12 protein-coding genes are annotated in these 16601 nt (G+C 69.9%); 8 read left to right on the top strand and 4 right to left on the bottom strand.

All coding sequences use genetic code 11. From position 1 onward, the window contains the following. Positions 1 to 122: 122 nt before the first annotated feature. The 7 genes from ACIREI_RS22725 (at position 123) to ACIREI_RS22695 (ending at position 10210) form a co-directional block, all read left to right on the top strand. Positions 123 to 1322, top strand: coding sequence for an ROK family protein (locus ACIREI_RS22725; RefSeq protein ID WP_403335603.1), 1200 nt, complete (start codon positions 123 to 125; stop codon positions 1320 to 1322). A gap of 133 nt (positions 1323 to 1455) precedes the next feature. Continuing rightward, the gene (locus ACIREI_RS22720; protein WP_403335949.1) at positions 1456 to 2556 is read left to right on the top strand and encodes a sugar ABC transporter substrate-binding protein; all 1101 of its coding nucleotides are present in this window, start codon (positions 1456 to 1458) and stop codon (positions 2554 to 2556) included. Positions 2557 to 2756: 200 nt separating this feature from the next. Further along, complete coding sequence (locus ACIREI_RS22715) at positions 2757 to 3548, top strand: ATP-binding cassette domain-containing protein (protein WP_403335600.1); 792 nt, start codon at positions 2757 to 2759, stop codon at positions 3546 to 3548. Beyond that, the gene (locus ACIREI_RS22710) at positions 3545 to 4837 is read left to right on the top strand and encodes a sugar ABC transporter permease (protein WP_403335598.1); all 1293 of its coding nucleotides are present in this window, start codon (positions 3545 to 3547) and stop codon (positions 4835 to 4837) included. The genes ACIREI_RS22715 and ACIREI_RS22710 overlap by 4 nt, the downstream gene beginning before the upstream one ends. Before the next feature lie 222 nt (positions 4838 to 5059). Beyond that, positions 5060 to 6988 (top strand): 1-deoxy-D-xylulose-5-phosphate synthase, encoded by a 1929-nt coding sequence (gene dxs, locus ACIREI_RS22705; RefSeq protein WP_403335595.1) that lies wholly within the window; start codon positions 5060 to 5062, stop codon positions 6986 to 6988. Between the two features lie 145 nt (positions 6989 to 7133). Beyond that, positions 7134 to 8657, top strand: a complete 1524-nt coding sequence (locus tag ACIREI_RS22700) for an amino acid permease (RefSeq protein WP_403335592.1) — start codon at positions 7134 to 7136, stop codon at positions 8655 to 8657. Between the two features lie 95 nt (positions 8658 to 8752). Then, on the top strand, positions 8753 to 10210 hold the full coding sequence (locus ACIREI_RS22695; protein ID WP_403335590.1) for an ArnT family glycosyltransferase: 1458 nt from the start codon (positions 8753 to 8755) through the stop codon (positions 10208 to 10210). Positions 10211 to 10241: 31 nt separating this feature from the next. On the opposite strand, the gene ACIREI_RS22690 is transcribed toward ACIREI_RS22695, so the two are convergent. Both ACIREI_RS22690 and ACIREI_RS22685 read right to left on the bottom strand, forming a co-directional pair. Continuing rightward, a complete protein-coding gene (locus tag ACIREI_RS22690) occupies positions 10242 to 10613 on the bottom strand; it encodes an NTP pyrophosphohydrolase (protein WP_403335587.1) in 372 nt (123 codons plus the stop codon). Positions 10614 to 10637: 24 nt separating this feature from the next. Then, positions 10638 to 11534: an NAD(P)-dependent oxidoreductase gene (locus ACIREI_RS22685; protein WP_403335585.1), complete on the bottom strand. Its 897-nt coding sequence runs from the start codon at positions 11532 to 11534 to the stop codon at positions 10638 to 10640. Between the two features lie 222 nt (positions 11535 to 11756). On the opposite strand from ACIREI_RS22685, the gene ACIREI_RS22680 reads away from it, so the two are divergent. Continuing rightward, positions 11757 to 12773 (top strand): hypothetical protein, encoded by a 1017-nt coding sequence (locus tag ACIREI_RS22680; RefSeq protein ID WP_403335582.1) that lies wholly within the window; start codon positions 11757 to 11759, stop codon positions 12771 to 12773. A 284-nt stretch (positions 12774 to 13057) separates the two neighbouring features. Here ACIREI_RS22680 and ACIREI_RS22675 read toward each other — a convergent pair whose 3' ends face one another. Together ACIREI_RS22675 and ACIREI_RS22670 are read right to left on the bottom strand one after the other, a co-directional pair. Next, entirely contained in the window at positions 13058 to 15187 is a 2130-nt protein-coding gene (locus ACIREI_RS22675; protein WP_403335580.1) for a 3-hydroxyacyl-CoA dehydrogenase NAD-binding domain-containing protein, read from the bottom strand. Further along, positions 15184 to 16404, bottom strand: a complete 1221-nt coding sequence (locus tag ACIREI_RS22670; RefSeq protein WP_403335577.1) for a thiolase family protein — start codon at positions 16402 to 16404, stop codon at positions 15184 to 15186. The genes ACIREI_RS22675 and ACIREI_RS22670 overlap by 4 nt, the downstream gene beginning before the upstream one ends. Positions 16405 to 16601: the final 197 nt, after the last annotated feature.

Here is a 16601-nt window from a genome sequence, read left to right as displayed (position 1 = left end):
ACACACTCCCGGATCCGGTTCAACCTCTTGACGGGAGGCAACCCGAACGGCTCAGCTTAGAGTTCACTAGTTGGACACGTAACGGGGCCTCATCGAAGCGGTCCCGCGCGCAGGAGGTCGTCGTGGAGACTCCGGGGTCGCAGTCATCGCTGCACCGAGCCAACCTGGAGCGGGTCGTACGGGCCGTCCGGCTGGCCGGATCCCTCACGCAGGCGGAGATCGCGAGGACGACGGGTCTGTCCGCGGCGACGGTCTCCAATATCGTCCGGGAGCTCAAGGACGGCGGAACGGTCGAGGTCACGCCCACATCGGCGGGTGGCCGCCGGGCCCGCAGCGTCTCGCTGAGCGGAGATGCCGGCATCGTCATAGGGGTCGACTTCGGCCATACGCACCTGCGTGTGGCGGTCGGGAACCTCGCCCACCAGGTGCTGGCCGAGGAGTCCGAACCGCTGGACGTGGACGCCTCCTCGACGCAGGGGTTCGACCGGGCCGAGGAGCTGGTCAACCGGCTGATCGCGGCGACCGGCGTCGACCGCTCCAAGATCGCCGGCGTCGGTCTCGGCGTGCCCGGCCCGATCGACGTCGAGTCCGGCACCCTCGGCTCGACCGCCATCCTGCCCGGCTGGACCGGCACCAAGCCCGCCGAGGAACTGCGCGGCCGGCTCGGCGTGCCCGTGCACGTGGACAACGACGCCAACCTGGGCGCCCTGGGTGAGCTGGTCTGGGGCAGTGGGCGGGGTGTGCGGGACCTGGCGTACATCAAGGTGGCCAGCGGTGTCGGTGCCGGACTGGTCATCAACGGCAAGATCTACCGGGGCCCGGGTGGCACGGCGGGAGAAATCGGGCATATTACTCTTGATGAGTCCGGCCCTGTCTGCCGCTGCGGAAACCGGGGCTGCCTGGAGACCTTCGCGGCCGCCCGCTATGTGCTGCCGCTCCTCCAGTCCAGTCACGGCACCGATCTGACGATGGAGGGTGTCGTACGGCTGGCCAGGGACGGAGACCCGGGCTGCCGTCGCGTGATCGCCGACGTCGGCCGCCATATCGGCAGTGGAGTCGCCAATCTCTGCAATCTCCTGAACCCGAGCCGCGTGGTCCTGGGCGGTGATCTCGCCGAGGCCGGTGAGCTGGTGCTCGGGCCGATCCGGGAGTCCGTCGGCCGCTACGCCATCCCCAGTGCGGCGCGCCAACTGTCCGTTCTCCCCGGGGCACTTGGCGGTCGTGCGGAGGTGCTCGGAGCGCTGGCGCTCGCGCTCAGCGAGATGGGCGATTCAACCCTTTTGGACAGCACCCTGCATGCGGTGACGCCTGCCTTCACTTAGAGAACGGATGGCACCGTTGCCAACCCGTTAAGGATTTACTTCTTGACGTCGCACGTGTGGCCGAGTTGACTTCCAGCCACCTCGGCCGCAATGTCGCGGCCTCGTCAGGGAGGTTTCTGAAGTGAACACGCGTATGCGTCGTGCCGCCGTTGCCGTTGCCGCTGGTGCGATGGCCGTCTCGCTGGCTGCCTGTGGCAGCGCCGAGGAAGCCGGCGGCAAGGACGACTCCACCGCCTCCGCCGCCAAGGGCGACGACATCAAGGTCGGTCTCCTGCTCCCGGAGAACCAGACCGCGCGCTACGAGAAGTTCGACCGGCCCTTGATCGAGAAGAAGATCAAGGAGCTGACGAACAACAAGGCGACGATCGACTACAACAACGCCAAGCAGGACGCCAACCTGCAGGCGCAGCAGGTCGATACCATGATCACCAACAAGGTGGACGTCCTCATCCTGGACGCCGTCGACGCCAAGGCGATCAAGAACTCCGTGCAGAAGGCCGTGGACGCCGGCATCAAGGTCGTCGCCTACGACCGCCTGGCCGAGGGCCCGATCAGCGGCTACACCTCGTTCGACAACGAGGAGGTCGGCAGGACCCAGGGCGAGGCCCTGCTGAAGGCCCTGGGTGACAAGGCCACCAAGGACTCCAAGATCGTCATGATCAACGGCTCGGTCACCGACCCGAACGCCGCCCAGTTCAAGAAGGGCGCCCACTCCGCCCTCGACGGCAAGGTCACCATCGCCAAGGAGTACGACACCAAGGAGTGGAAGCCGGAGAACGCCAACTCCGAGATGGAGGCGGCGATCTCGGCGGTCGGCAAGAACAACATCGCCGGCGTCTACTCCGCCAACGACGGCATGGCCGGCGGTATCATCACCGCCCTCCAGGCCGCCGGCCTCAAGGTCCCGGTCACCGGCCAGGACGCCGAACTCGCCGCCGTGCAGCGCATCGTCGCCGGCGACCAGTACATGAGCGTGTTCAAGTCCTACCCGCAGGAAGCCAGCGTCGTCGCCGAGATGGCCGTCGCGCTGGCCAAGGGCGAGAAGCTGGACTCCATCGCCAAGGACAAGGTCTCCAGCGGCAGCGCGAACGACATCCCCGCCGCCCTGATCCCGGTCGTGTCGCTGACCACGGAGAACATCAACGACACGGTCATCAAGGAAGGCTTCTACACGGTCGAGGAGATCTGCACCGGCAAGTACAAGGACGCCTGCGCCAAGGTCGGCCTCAAGTAGACCGGCACCGGCCAAGCAGTACCGGTCCCTTTCCAGGTGCGGGAATTCGTCCTTGAATTCCCGCACGGGACATGACTGCTCGCTCCAGACTCCTCCGGCGCCCCGCGCATACGACAGCCCCGCAAGCTCGGCGCGGGGCGCCGGACGGACCCCCCAAATCTCTCTGTACAACCCTTCCGCCGGGTCAGGCGGCGAAGGAGATGGTTCACGTGTCCGCTACGCCCGTGCTGGCGTTGCGCGGGGTCTCCAAGCGATTCGGTGCCGTCCAGGCGCTCACCGACGTAGAGCTTGAGGTCCACGCCGGTGAAGTGGTCGCCCTGGTGGGCGACAACGGCGCCGGAAAGTCCACGCTGGTCAAGACGATCGCCGGCGTGCACCCCATCGATGAGGGCGTCATCGAGTGGGAAGGCAAGGCCGTTTCGATCAACCGGCCGCACGACGCCCAGAACCTGGGCATCGCGACGGTCTACCAGGACCTCGCGCTGTGCGACAACATCGACGTCGTAGGCAACCTGTACCTGGGCCGTGAGGTCCGCAAGTGGGGTGTCCTCGACGAGGTGGAGATGGAGCGCCGCTCGCGCGAGCTGCTCCAGACGCTGTCGATCCGCATCCCCAGCGTGCGCATCCCGATCGCCTCGCTCTCCGGCGGTCAGCGCCAGACCGTGGCCATCGCCCGCTCCATGCTCGGCGAGCCCAAGCTGGTCATCCTCGACGAGCCCACCGCCGCCCTCGGCGTCGAGCAGACCGCCCAGGTCCTCGACCTGGTGGAGCGGCTGCGCGAGCGCGGCCACGCGGTCATCCTCATCAGCCACAACATGGCCGATGTGAAGGCCGTCGCGGACAAGGTCGCCGTGCTGCGCCTCGGCCGCAACAACGGCGTCTTCGAGGTCAAGACGACCTCGCAGGAGGAGATCATCTCCGCCATCACCGGCGCCACCGACAACGCCGTGACCCGCCGTGCGGCGCGCACGACCGGGGAGGTTTCCAAGTGAGCATCGACAAGACCTCCGCGGCGACGCAGGACCACGAAGTCGTCAACACCGAGGCCGCCGCGGCCGCGGTGACCGCCGTCGACCCCCGTCTGCTGGTGCAGGAACAGGGTCTGGCCGGCTACGTCACCGAGTTCCGGCGCAAGATGAAGGCCGGTGAGCTGGGCTCCCTGCCGGTCATCCTGGGCCTGGTCGTCATCTGCGTCATCTTCCAGAGCCTGAACTCCGCCTTCCTGTCCGCGCAGAACATCAGCGACATCACCGTCACGATGGTCGGCACGGGCATGATCTCCGTCGGCATCGTCTTCGTGCTGCTGCTCGGCGAGATCGACCTGTCCGTCGGCTCGGTCAGCGGCGCCTCCAGCGCCATCGCGGCCGTCCTCGCGGTCAACCAGGGCTGGCCCGAGTGGGCGGCCGTGCTCTTCGCCATCGCGGCGGGTGTCGTCATCGGCGCGGCGCACGGCTTCTTCTTCGCGGTGCTGGGCGCTCCGGCGTTCGCCGTCACGCTGGCCGGTCTGCTCTTCTGGCTCGGCTTCATGCTCCAGACGCTGGGCGAGAACGGCACGATCAACCTCGACAGCGACGGTCTGATCGGCAACCTGACGACGTACTTCTTCACGGATGTCGCGGCGGCGTACGGCCTGGCGGCGTTCATGACCGCGGTGTTCTTCATCACCTCGTTCCTGAGCAACCGCCGCCGTGAGGCCGCCGGGATCCCGTCCCGGCCGCTGAGCGACACCATCCTGCGCACGGTGCTGCTGGGCGCGGTCTCGTTCGCCGCGGCGATCATGTACAACCAGTACAAGGGCCTGCCCCTGGCCACGGTGATCTTCCTGGTGTTCCTGGTCGGCACGGACTTCGTGCTGCGGCGCACCTCGTACGGCCGCAAGGTCTTCGCGCTCGGTGGCAGCGTCGAGGCGTCCCGCCGTGCGGGCATCAACGTGACCGCGGTGCGGATCTCCGTGTTCGCGATCTCGGGTGGCTTCGCCGCGATCGGTGGTCTGTTCCTGGCCTCGAAGATCGCGTCCGCCAACCAGAGCGCCGGTACCGGTGACCTGCTGATGAACGCCATCGCGGCGGCCGTCATCGGTGGCACCTCGCTGTTCGGCGGGCGCGGCCGTACCTGGAACGCGCTGCTCGGTGTGCTGGTGATCGTCTCGATCCAGTACGGGCTGCAGCTGGAGTCGATCGCCGAGCCGGTGAAGTACATGATCACCGCGGGTGTTCTGCTGACGACGGTCGTGATCGACTCGATCACCCGCAAGACGCAGAAGACCGCCGGTCGAGCGTAGGGCTCTCGCCGTAGGGGCGTGGGTGGATTGCCGTGTGCCGGTCCGTCGTGGCTGGTCGCGCAGTTCCCCGCGCCCCTTTGCGGCGTTGTAGTACAGCGTGTTCGTGGGTAGAGCCGAATGCGTGACGTACGACTCCCGGGCCGGGAACCTTCCGCCTGAGCGGAACATTAGACTCGACGAGCCCGGCAACAGCTCGAACAGCTCTACTGCAAGGAGGCACGGGTGCCGCTGCTGACCCGCATCACGGGACCGCGCGATCTGGACCGGCTCAGCCCTGAGCAGCTGGACCAGCTGGCAGAGGAGATCCGGACCTTCCTCGTCGAAGCGGTGTCCAAGACCGGCGGCCACCTCGGCCCCAATCTCGGTGTGGTGGAGCTGACCATCGCCCTGCACCGGGTCTTCGACTCGCCCAAGGACAAGGTGCTCTGGGACACCGGCCACCAGTCCTACGTCCACAAGCTGCTCACCGGCCGCCAGGACTTCAGCAAGCTGAAGAAGAAGGGCGGTCTGTCCGGCTACCCCTCGCAGGCGGAGTCCGAGCACGACGTCATCGAGAACTCGCACGCCTCGACCGTCCTCGGCTGGGCCGACGGCCTCGCCAAAGCCAACCAGCTGCGCAAACGCGACGACCATGTCGTGGCCGTCATCGGTGACGGCGCGCTGACCGGTGGTATGGCCTGGGAGGCGCTGAACAACATCGCCGAGGCCAAGGACCGCCCGCTCGTCATCGTCGTCAACGACAACGAGCGGTCGTACGCGCCGACGATCGGCGGCCTCGCGAACCACCTGGCGACGCTGCGGACCACCGACGGCTATGAGCGCTTCCTCACCCGCACCAAGGAGATCCTCGACCGCACGCCGGTCGTCGGCAAGCCGCTCTACGAGACCCTGCACGGCGCCAAGAAGGGCCTGAAGGACTTCATCGCGCCGCAGGGCATGTTCGAGGACCTCGGCCTGAAGTACGTCGGGCCGATCGACGGGCACGACATCGAGGCGCTGGAGTCGGCCCTCGCGCGGGCCAAGCGCTTCGGCGGCCCGGTCATCGTGCACTGCCTCACCGAGAAGGGCCGCGGCTACCAGCCCGCCCTCCAGGACGAGGCCGACCGCTTCCACGGCATCGGGCCCATCCACCCGGACACGGGCCTGCCGATCAAGGCCTCGGGCGCCGACTGGACCTCCGTCTTCGGCGACGAGATGGTCAAGCTCGGCAAGGAGCGCGACGACATCGTGGCGATCACCGCGGCGATGCTCCAGCCGGTCGGCCTGAAGAAGTTCGCGGACGCCTTCCCGGGCCGGATCTACGACGTCGGCATCGCGGAGCAGCACGGTGCCGTGTCGGCCGCGGGGCTGGCCCACGGCGGGCTGCACCCCGTCTTCGCCGTCTACGCCACCTTCCTCAACCGCGCCTTCGACCAGGTCCTCATGGACGTGGCGCTGCACAAGTGCGGGGTCACCTTCGTGCTCGACCGGGCCGGCGTCACCGGCACCGACGGCGCCTCCCACAACGGCATGTGGGACATGTCGATCCTCCAGGTCGTGCCCGGCCTGCGGCTGGCCGCCCCGCGCGACGCCGACCAGGTGCGGGCGCAGCTGCGCGAGGCCGTCGAGGTCAAGGACGCGCCGACCGTCGTCCGCTTCTCCAAGGGCGCCGTCGGCCCCGCCGTGGCCGCCGTCGGCCGCGTCGGCGGCATGGACGTACTGCGCGAGCCCGGCACCGACACCCCGGACGTGCTGCTGGTCTCCGTGGGCGCGCTGGCCCCCATGTGCCTGGAGATCGCCGGCCTGCTCGACAAGCAGGGCATCTCGACCACCGTCGTCGACCCGCGCTGGGTCAAGCCCGTCGACGAGGCCATGGCCCCGCTCGCCGAGCGGCACCGCGTGGTCGTCACCGTCGAGGACAACTCCCGCGTCGGCGGTGTCGGCTCGGCGATCGCGCAGGCCCTGCGCGACGCGGGCGTCGACGTCCCGCTGCGGGACTTCGGCATCCCGCCGCGCTTCCTCGACCACGCCTCCCGCGCCGAGGTGATGGCCGAGATCGGCCTCACCGCCCCCGACATCGCCCGCCAGGTGACCGGGCTGGTCTCCAAGCTGGACGGCCGGTTCGACCGTACGGCGGCCGAGGTCGACTCGGTCGAGCCCGCGCGCGACTGACACCCTCATGCGGCCGGATGGGCCGGTTTCTCCACCGTGTCGGTGGCGAAACCGGCCCATCTGTGTGAATCCGTCCGCGCCGGGGCATGCGTACCACGCCCCCTCTCGATCATGTCGAGGACGACAAGCGTGGGAGGTAAGCCCCGTGAGCAGCAGTCTCTTCCGGACGAAGAGAGTCGAGCAGTCCATCCTCGACACCGAGGAGCCAGAGCACGCGCTCAAGAAGTCCTTGTCCGCGCTGGATCTGACCGTCTTCGGTGTCGGCGTCATCATCGGCACCGGCATCTTCGTCCTGACCGGTACGGTCGCCAAGAACAACGCCGGGCCCGCGGTGGCCCTGGCGTTCGTCGCGGCCGGCGTCGCCTGCGCGCTGGCCGCGCTGTGTTACGCCGAGTTCGCCTCCACGGTCCCGGTCGCCGGGTCCGCCTACACGTTCTCGTACGCCTCCCTCGGCGAACTGCCCGCCTGGATCATCGGCTGGGACCTGGTCCTGGAGTTCGCGCTCGGCACGGCGGTGGTGGCCGTCGGCTGGTCCGGCTACATCCAGTCGCTCATGGACAACGCGGGCTGGGAGATGCCCGCGGCCCTGGGCAGCCGGGAGGGCTCCGACGTCTTCGGCTTCGACATCCTCGCCGCGGCGCTGGTCCTCGTCCTCACCGCCATCCTCGTCGTCGGCATGAAGCTGTCCGCGCGGATCACGTCGATCGTCGTCGCCATCAAGGTGACCGTCGTCCTCGTCGTGATCATCGCGGGCGCGTTCCTCATCGACGGCGACAACTACGACCCGTTCATCCCGAAGCAGAAGGCCGTGGAGGCCGGGGAGAGTCTCCAGGCACCGCTGATCCAGCTGATGTTCGGCTGGGCGCCCTCCAACTTCGGTGTGATGGGCATCTTCACGGCCGCCTCGGTGGTGTTCTTCGCGTTCATCGGCTTCGACGTGGTGGCCACCGCCGCCGAGGAGACCAAGAACCCGCAGCGCGACATGCCCCGCGGCATCCTGGGCTCCCTCCTCATCTGCACGACCCTGTACGTCGCCGTGTCCATCGTCGTCACCGGCATGCAGCACTACAGCCGGCTGTCCGTGGACGCCCCGCTCGCCGACGCCTTCAAGGCCACCGGGCATCCCTGGTACGCGGGCTTCATCAGCTTCGGCGCCGCCGTCGGCCTGACGACCGTCTGCATGATCCTGCTCCTCGGCCAGACCCGGGTCTTCTTCGCGATGAGCCGCGACGGACTGCTGCCCCGCTTCTTCTCCCACGTCCACCCGAAGTTCAAGACCCCGCACCGCCCGACGATCCTGCTCGGCGTCGTCATCGCGATCCTCGCCGGTTTCACTCCCCTCACCGAACTCGCCGCCCTGGTGAACATCGGCACCCTCTTCGCCTTCGTGGTCGTGGCCATCGGCGTGATCATCCTCCGCAGGACCCGCCCTGACCTGCACCGGGCCTTCCGCACCCCGTGGGTGCCGGTCATCCCGATCCTGTCGGTGTGCGCCTCGCTGTGGCTGATGATCAACCTGCCCGCCGAGACGTGGGTGCGGTTCGCCATCTGGATGGCCGCCGGGTTCTTCGTGTACTTCCTCTACGGCCGCTCCCACAGCCGGCTCGGACGGCACGAGGAGACGACCGTCGGCGAGGTCACCCAGCCGCCGAAGGGAGACAGCGCGTAGTCGAAACCAGCGGTTGACGGACGGTCAACCCGCCGCTCTCCGGCCCCGTATGTCCTGCTTCGGCAGGAACTGCGGGGCCGGATAGCGTTCACCCCATGGTCGCCGAGCTCCTCACACCACCACGCTCCGTGTCCACCCCACGCGCGGAACACGGCTACTGGAGACGGCTGCTCCCCACCCTGGCCCTGCTGGCCTGCGTCACCCGCATCCCCTCCTTCACCCGGCCGCTGTGGAACCCCGACGAGGGCTATCTCGCCGTACAGGCACGGCTGCTCGCGCAGGGCGGAGAGCTGTACGCCACGGTCGTCGACCGCAAGCCGCCGCTGGTGCCGTGGCTGTACCAGGCCGCGTTCGCGGTGGCCGGGTCCGGATCGCTCACGCCGGTGCGGGTCCTGGCCGTCGCGGCCCAGCTGCTGACCGCCGTACTGCTGGCCTCCCTGGCCCGCCGGCGCTGGGGCGACACGGCGGGCGGGACGGCCGGAGTGCTGTATCTGCTGGTCTCGGTCGGGCTCAACCCGGAGGACGCCCAGGCCGCGACCTTCGAGGTGTTCATGCTGCCCTGTACGGCGGCGGCGATGTGGTGCGCGGACCGGCGCCGGTGGGGCGCGGCGGGCCTGGCGGTCGCGGCCGCCTTCCTCACCAAACAGACCGGCGGGGCGGTCCTGGCGCCGGTGCTGTGGCTGTGCGTGTCGGCGGGAGAGGTCCGGGCCGGGGGACCGGCCCGGCTGGCGGCCGGGGTGGTGGTGCCGGTGCTGGGCGTGGCCGTGGTGACCGATCCGGAGGGGTTCCTGTTCTGGACGGTCACGGGATCGGGGGCGTACGCCTCGTTCACCGGCTCCGAGATCCACGTCCTGGCACGGGGGCTGACGAACGCGGCGATCCTGGCGGTGGCATGCGCCGGACTGATCCCGCCGGTGCTACGGGTGTTGAGGATGGCCCGCACGGGCGCCGCCGACCTCTGGCTGTGGTCGGCCGCGTCGGCCGGCGCGGTCGTGCTCGGCTTCCACTTCTTCGGCCACTACTACCTCCAACTCCTGCCGCCCCTCACCCTGTTGGCGACCGCCGCGCTGCAGCTCCTGCCGCGCGAGCGCCTGACTCAAGCCGTCCTGACCTCGGCCTGCTGCTGTGCCCTGTTCCTCACCTGGGGGCTGCTCGCGCCCCGACCCGAGCTCGACCACGCGAGGAGGCTGGCGGACGAGGTGGCGATGCGGACCGAGCCGGGGGAGCGGGTCCTTGTCTGGGGCATACACCCGGAGACGTACTGGCTGGCCGACCGCAGACCCGCGAGCCGTTATCTGACGGCGGGGCTCCTCACCAACTACAGCGGGGGACGCGACGGCCCACAGGTCGGCGAGCGATACGCCGTCGACGGGGCGTGGGCGGTCTTCCGCGAGGAGATGACCGAGCGGGCACCGGCGCTGGTGGTCGACGACTCGCGGGGCAAGCCGTACGGACCTCGTGGGGTGCCCGGTCTGCGGCGGCTGCTCGCGGCCGGGTACGAGGAGGCGGGGATGGTGGAGGGGGCGGTGCTGTACGTACGGAGCCGTACCTAGGGGCGCAACACCTCCGGGTCCCCGCCGTTCCCTACGGCCGTACCGTACGCGGCCCCGCCACCTCCGCCCCCAACTCCGTCACCCTCCGGCGCAGTTCCCGGTCCGCGGTCACCACCAGACAGGGCCGCCCACTCGCCCGCGCGACGAGCTCGACCATGTGATCGTCCCCGCTCCCGGCAGCGGACTCGACCCGCACGCCCGGCACGCTCTGCACTCCGCGAGCGGCCCCCTCCACCACGAGCACGATCTCGACCGGCCCCGCGCGCCCCGGCACGCCGTCCGCCGCCAGCCGGTCCCGCAGCCGCTCGGCGGCCCCGCGCCGATCCCGCCACCAGCCGTCGGGCACGGATCCGACGACATTGGCGGCGTCGACGATCACGAGCAGCGGGGTGTCCTCAGTCATGGGGCAAGCGTCGCACGGCGTGGCTCACTCCTCGGCCGTCCCCTTCTCGTCGAAGCTCGCGAAGTACGCCGCCGCCATGTCCTCGTTGCCGTGCCCCTGCGCGGCCGCCCGCTCGAAGCGCTCCGCGCTCGCCGCCGCCACATCCAGGCGTACGCCGTACCGCTCGCCCGCTTCCACGATGAGCCGCGCGTCCTTCGCCGCCGTGGCCACCGCGAACTGGGCCGGGGACAGCCCGCCGTTCAGGACCAGGCCGGTCTTGGCCCGCAGATACCCCATGTCGAGCGGACCGCCGTCGATCACGTCGAAGAAGCTCTGCGGATCCACGTCCAGGGCCTTGGCGAGCGCCAGCACCTCACCGGCCGCGTTGGTCACCGCGAGCACCCAGCTGTTGGCGACCAGCTTCAGCCGCGTCGCGGTGCCCGCCCCGCCGTCCTCGCCGGTCCACACCGTACGGGCGCCGACGGCGTCGAACACCGGCGTCACCGTCCCGCGCCCCTCGACCGGCCCCGCCGCCAGCACGGTGAGCTGACCGGCCTCCGCGGGCTGGCGGGTGCCGAGCACGGGGGCGTCGTAGAAGACGAGGCCGTACTCGCGGGCGAAGACGGCGAGGTCCGCGATCGCCTCGATGCCGGCGGTCGTCGACTGGACCCAGGTGGCCCCGGAGCGCAGCGCGGGCGCCGCCTCGCGCATGACGTCCAGGGCGGCGGGACCGTCGTGGAGCATGGTCAGGACGGCGTCGGCGCCCTGGACCGCCTCGGCGGGGGTGTCGGCGACGAGTGCGCCGTCGGCGGCCAGGGGGTCGGCCTTGGCGCGGGTGCGGTTCCAGACGCGGACGGTGTGTCCGGCCCTGGCGAGGTTGCGGGCCATGGCGGCGCCCATGATTCCGGTGCCCAGGACGCTCACGGTGAGCTTGTCGGTCATGACGTCGACTTCCCCTTCTCCTGCGGACGTTGCTGCCGACGTCCAGCCTGCCTTCTCGGGGCCGGGCGGCGCGCATCTGACGGTCGAGTCAGGTGCGATCACCCCGGATTGTGATCAACGTCCTGCGCGGAGCGCAGACCTTCGACGGGCCCGGCGGGTGCCGCGCCTGACCAGGCAGGGGGCGGCACGCGCACGCCGGACCGCCCCGCATAAGGTGAAACTGTGAACGGCGACTGGCTCATCCGCGGCCGCGACGGCCGCCTCAGCGTCTATCTGCCGACCGACGACGGCGTCCTGTGCCGGGCGGAACTCGGACCCGGCGGCCCCTGGGAACCCCCGCGCCGCGTCGGCGGCGACCAGAAGCTGCGCCCCGGTCCGGCGGTCGGGCAGGGCGCCGACGCCTACGCCCATCTGGCCGCCTGGCGGCCCACCAAGGCGGGCGAGGCGGGACTGGTCCACTCCACGCACTTCCGGCCGCGCCTGGCCGCCCTGGACTGGATATCCATCGGCCACCCCAACCAGGCCGGCGACCGCACCGGTACGCCCGCCGTCACGGTCGACGCGCAGGGGCGGGCCCACGTCTTCGTCCCCAACAAGGGCGGCGGCGTGAGCATGCGCGGCCAGAAGGAGGTGGGTGGCTGGGGGCCCTGGCGCGACCTCAAGGGCCGTGAGGTACAAGGCGAGTTGGCGGCCGTGACCGGCGAGTCCGGACTGGTCGAGCTGTACGCGGCCGTCCCCGGCGCCATCCTGCACTGGCAGCAGGAGAAGCCGGGCAGCGTCCCCGTCCTTCAGGAGGCGCTGGAGACCCCGGTCCGCCCGGGCACCCTGCACGCCCTGGCCACCTCCGCGGACCACACCACCCTCTTCTACGCCGACGACTCCGGCGACCTGTGCGCCTGGCGCCCCGGCACCAAGCCGGTGACACTGCTGCCGTCCGCCGGCCCCGGCCCGGTGTCCGCGATCCGCTGCGAACTCGACGGCCACGACTGCACGTTGCTCGCCCAGCGCTCGGCGAGCGGCCGCGTCGCCTTCGCCGCGTATCCGACGGAGCAGGAGTCGGCCGGGGCGTGGTGGACCGAGTCCGGTCCGCAGCTGCCGGTGGACGCGGTGGTGGCGCTGGCGGTGGACGAGGACGAGCGGGTGGTCGCGGCAACGTTGTCCCCGTCGACGGGGCAACTGCTCCTCACCCGGCGCAAGGACGAGCCGGGGTTGGCGCTGGAGGCGTGGCGGGAGGTCTAGGGCGCTGAGGAGCGGTCGGCTGCTTTTGTGCGGCGGCTGCGGGTGGTACGTGGTTGCTCGCGCCCACGCGGCGGTAGCCGCACATTCAATACAGGCCCGCGCCCCTTGGGCGTTCGGCGGGCTGTCGCCTTGAGGGCGGTTCCGGCGATTCTCTGAACGGCCGGTCCCGGCATCTTCAGCCCGGTACGGAGGTCTGGGGGCGGAGCCCCCAGGTACCTGCCGACAACGCCGGTGCCCCGCACACCAACTCGGCATGCGGGGCACCGGCGTTCACAGCGGAGCGCTTACGCCGGGACGCTCGCCACGCCCGGGGCCAGGAACTTCTTGCCGTTCACGCGCTCGGAGACACCCTCGCGGTCCAGGTACGGCGTGATGCCGCCCAGGTGGAAGGGCCAGCCGGCGCCCGTGATCAGGCAGAGGTCGATGTCCTGGGCCTCGGCGACGACGCCCTCGTCGAGCATGAGCCCGATCTCCTGGGCGACGGCGTCGAGGACGCGGTCGCGGACCTGCTCCTCGGTCAGGACGACGTCGCCCTGCTTCAGCAGCGCGGCGACCTCGGGGTCCAGCTCCGGCTTGCCGGAGTCGTAGACGTAGAAGCCGCGCTTGCCCGCCTTGACGACGGCCGCGAGGTTCGGGGACACCTTGAAGCGGTCCGGGAACGCCTTGTTGAGCGTCTCGGAGACGTGCAGACCGATCGCCGGGCCGACCAGCTCCAGCAGCACCAGCGGCGACATCGGCAGACCCAGCGGCTCGACGGCCTTCTCGGCGACCTCGACCGGCGTGCCCTCGTCGATGACGTTCTGGATCTCGCCCATGAAGCGGGTGAGGATGCGGTTCACGACGAACGCCGGGGCGTCCTTCGTCAGCACCGCGGTCTTCTTCAGCTTCTTGGCGACGGCGAAGGCCGTGGCCAGCGACGCGTCGTCGGTCTTCTCGCCGCGGACGATCTCCAGCAGCGGGAGGACGGCGACCGGGTTGAAGAAGTGGAAGCCGACGACCCGCTCGGGGTTCTTCAGCTTCGACGCCATCTCCGAGACGGAGAGGGAGGAGGTGTTGGTGGCGAAGATGGCGTGCGCCGGGGCGACCGCCTCGACCTCCGCGAACACCTGCTGCTTGACGCCGATCTCCTCGAACACGGCCTCGATGACGAAGTCCGCGTCCGAGAAGCCCTCGGCCTTGTCCAGCACACCGGTGACCAGGGCCTTCAGGCGGTTGGCCTTGTCCTGGTTGATACGGCCCTTGCCGAGCAGCTTGTCGATCTCGGCGTGGACGTAGCCCACACCCTTGTCGACGCGCTCCTGGTCGATGTCGGTCAGCACGACCGGCACCTCCAGGCGGCGCAGGAAGAGCAGCGCCAGCTGCGAGGCCATCAGGCCCGCGCCGACCACGCCGACCTTGGTGACCGGACGCGCCAGGTTCTTGTCCGGCGCACCCGCCGGACGCTTGCCGCGCTTCTGCACCAGGTTGAAGGCGTAGATGCCGGACCGCAGCTCGCCACCCATGATCAGGTCGGCGAGGGCCTTGTCCTCGGCGTCGTAACCCTGCTGCAGGTCACCGTTCTTGGCGGCGGCGATGATGTCGAGGGCGCGGTAGGCGGCCGGAGCGGCCCCGTGCACCTTGCTGTCCGCGATGAAGCGGCCCTTGGCGACGGCCTGGTCCCAGGCCTCACCGCGGTCGATCACCGGACGCTCGACCTCGACGTCGCCCTTCAGCACCTGGGCGGTCCAGATCAGCGACTGCTCCAGGAAGTCGGCGCCCTCGAAGATGGCGTCGGCGATCCCGAGCTCGAAGACCTGCCGGCCCTTGAGCTGCTTGTTCTGGTTGAGGCTGTTCTCGATGATCACCGAGACGGCCTTGTCGGCACCGATCAGGTTCGGCAGGATCGTGCAGCCGCCCCAGCCGGGCACCAGACCGAGGAAGACCTCGGGGAGCGAGAAGGCCGGCAGCGCCTTCGACACAGTCCGGTACTTGCAGTGCAGACCGACCTCGACGCCACCGCCCATGGCGGCACCGTTGTAGTAGGCGAAGGTCGGCACGGCCAGACCCGACAGGCGCTTGAAGACCTCGTGGCCGCCCTTGCCGATGGCGAGCGCGTCCTTGTGCTCCTTGAGGAGCTCGACGCCCTTGAGGTCGGCGCCGACGGCGAAGATGAACGGCTTGCCGGTGATACCGACGCCGACGATGTCACCGGCGGCGGCCTCGGCCTCGACCTGGTCGATGGCCTTGTCAAGGTTCGCCAGCGACTGCGGGCCGAACGTGGTCGGCTTGGTGTGGTCGAAGCCGTTGTCCAGCGTGATCAGGGCGAAGCGCCCGGCGCCGTACGGCAGGTCGAGGTGACGTACGTGCGCGGACGTCACGACCTCGTCCGGGAACAGCTCGGCCGCGCCCTTCAGGAGCTCAGCGGTGGTGCTCACTTGTTGCCTCCGTCGAAGTGCGGGTTCTCCCAGATGACCGTCGCGCCCATGCCGAAGCCGACGCACATGGTGGTCAGGCCGTAGCGGACGTTCGGCTGCTCCTCGAACTGGCGGGCCAGCTGCGTCATCAGACGGACGCCGGAGGAGGCCAGCGGGTGACCGAAGGCGATCGCGCCGCCGTACTGGTTGACGCGCGCGTCGTCGTCCGCGATGCCGTAGTGGTCGAGGAAGGCCAGGACCTGGACGGCGAAGGCCTCGTTGATCTCGAAGAGGTTGATGTCCTCGATCGACAGGCCCGCCTTGGCGAGGGCCTTCTCCGTCGCCGGGATCGGGCCGTAGCCCATGACCTCCGGCTCGACGCCCGCGAAGGCGTAGGAGACGAGGCGCATCTTCACCGGGAGGTTGTTCTCGCGGGCGAAGTCCTCGGAGGCGATGATCGAGGCGGTGGCGCCGTCGTTCAGACCGGCCGCGTTACCGGCGGTGACCCGGCCGTGGACGCGGAACGGCGTCTTCAGACCGGCCAGGCTCTCCAGGGTGGTGCCGGGACGCATCGGCTCGTCCGCCGTGACCAGACCCCAGCCGGTCTCGCCGGCCTCGGCGTTGGTCCGGCGCACGGAGATCGGCACCAGGTCCTGCTGGATCTTGCCGTTGGCGTACGCCTTGGCGGCCTTCTCCTGCGAGCGCACGGCGTACTCGTCGGCGCGCTGCTTGGTGATGTGCGGGTAGCGGTCGTGCAGGTTCTCGGCGGTCATGCCCATGAACAGCGCCGACTCGTCGACCAGCTTCTCGCTGACGAACCGCGGGTTCGGGTCCACGCCCTCGCCCATCGGGTGGCGGCCCATGTGCTCGACACCACCGGCGATGACGGCGTCGTAGGCACCGAAGGCGATCGAACCGGCGACGGACGTCACGGCGGTCAGGGCGCCGGCGCACATACGGTCGATGGAGTAGCCGGGCACCGACTGCGGCAGGCCCGCGAGGATGCCGGCGGTGCGGCCGAGGGTCAGGCCCTGGTCACCGATCTGCGTGGTCGCGGCGATGGCGACCTCGTCGATCTGCTTCGGGTCGAGACCGGGGTTGCGGCGCAGCAGCTCCCGGATCGCCTTCACGACGAGGTCGTCGGCGCGGGTCTCGTGGTAGATGCCCTTCGGGCCCGCCTTGCCGAACGGGGTGCGGACGCCGTCGACGAAGACGACGTCCCTGACGGTACGAGGCACGATGGCTCTCCTCCAGGATGCGGGACGGCACTGCTGCGATGCGCTGAGCGCGCGCTCAGGCCCATGCTACTTATGAGTAACGTAGCTGCACAGCCCTGGAGGGCGGAGCGGCGAAGGTCACATATAAACGCCGGTGGCGAGGAGCGCCCCTCCAGGGGGCGCGGGGCTGTCTCGATATGCGGCTACCGCCGCGCGGG

The organism is Streptomyces sp. NPDC093591, assembly GCF_044764885.1.
In the GTDB taxonomy this organism is placed as follows: domain Bacteria; phylum Actinomycetota; class Actinomycetes; order Streptomycetales; family Streptomycetaceae; genus Streptomyces.
Note: the sequence above shows the minus strand (reverse complement) of the source record. Positions and strands in the feature narration are given on the sequence as shown.

Bases quoted from the DNA above. Each gene is read 5' to 3' on its own strand.
- ACIREI_RS22715 (WP_403335600.1), top strand. From the start codon at position 2,757: ATGGTTCACGTGTCCGCTACGCCCGTGCTGGCGTTGCGCGGGGTCTCC.
- ACIREI_RS22690 (WP_403335587.1), bottom strand. From the start codon at position 10,613: ATGACTGAGGACACCCCGCTGCTCGTGATCGTCGACGCCGCCAATGTC.
- ACIREI_RS22685 (WP_403335585.1), bottom strand. From the start codon at position 11,534: ATGACCGACAAGCTCACCGTGAGCGTCCTGGGCACCGGAATCATGGGC.
- ACIREI_RS22720 (WP_403335949.1), top strand. From the start codon at position 1,456: ATGCGTCGTGCCGCCGTTGCCGTTGCCGCTGGTGCGATGGCCGTCTCG.
- ACIREI_RS22695 (WP_403335590.1), top strand. From the start codon at position 8,753: ATGGTCGCCGAGCTCCTCACACCACCACGCTCCGTGTCCACCCCACGC.